Genomic DNA, 626 nt, shown 5'->3' with positions numbered 1-626 from the left:
AAGTTTTTTTGTGGTTAATAGCATTAAATCAATAAAAACGGAAGTTTTTACTTATAAATTTTTGACAATACGATACTTTTCGAAGGGATGATTAAATGATTAAATTGTTTGCTACCGATCTCGATGGAACATTATTAAAAGACCATCAATACGTTGAAAAGGAAAATCAATTAGCGATTCAATCTTTGTATAATCGTGGGATTGAAATTGCTTTTGCAACTGGGCGTACCGATCAGGATATTGTTTATCTATTTGAGCAGTTAAAAATAACTGGTCACCGTGTGAGTCAGAACGGTTCATATGTCATTAACGATGCAAATAAGACAATTTTCAACCAATATTTCACTACCAAAATAGCCACGATGCTCTATGAGCGCATTAAGAATTATCCAGCCTATTATTTTGTCACAACGGCAGATCAAATTTTATTCGAACAAGAAATTTCGACCATAGCCGAGCTGCAAGATTTATTCAATCATCGTCTCATACATACAAATCAATTAAGTGATCAAATAAAAAATCAGCTAAATGTCGTCAAGTTCATACTCCTTGGTCCTGACTTTCGCACTTAAAAATGACAAAAACAGCTTTGAATGGCTCTGTCAAGCCATTCAAAAGCTGTTTTT

1 protein-coding gene is annotated in these 626 nt (G+C 33.4%); it reads left to right on the top strand.

What is annotated here, in order from left to right; translation table 11 throughout:
- Positions 1 to 95: 95 nt before the first annotated feature.
- Positions 96 to 572: an HAD family hydrolase gene (locus ABD814_RS12890; protein ID WP_344914052.1), complete on the top strand. Its 477-nt coding sequence runs from the start codon at positions 96 to 98 to the stop codon at positions 570 to 572.
- Positions 573 to 626 lie beyond the last annotated feature (54 nt).

It is taken from the genome of Amphibacillus indicireducens (assembly GCF_039539605.1).
Lineage (GTDB): Bacteria > Bacillota > Bacilli > Bacillales > Amphibacillaceae > Amphibacillus > Amphibacillus indicireducens.
The sequence above is the reverse complement of the archived record's forward strand: the minus strand, read 5'-3'. Positions and strand labels throughout refer to the sequence as shown.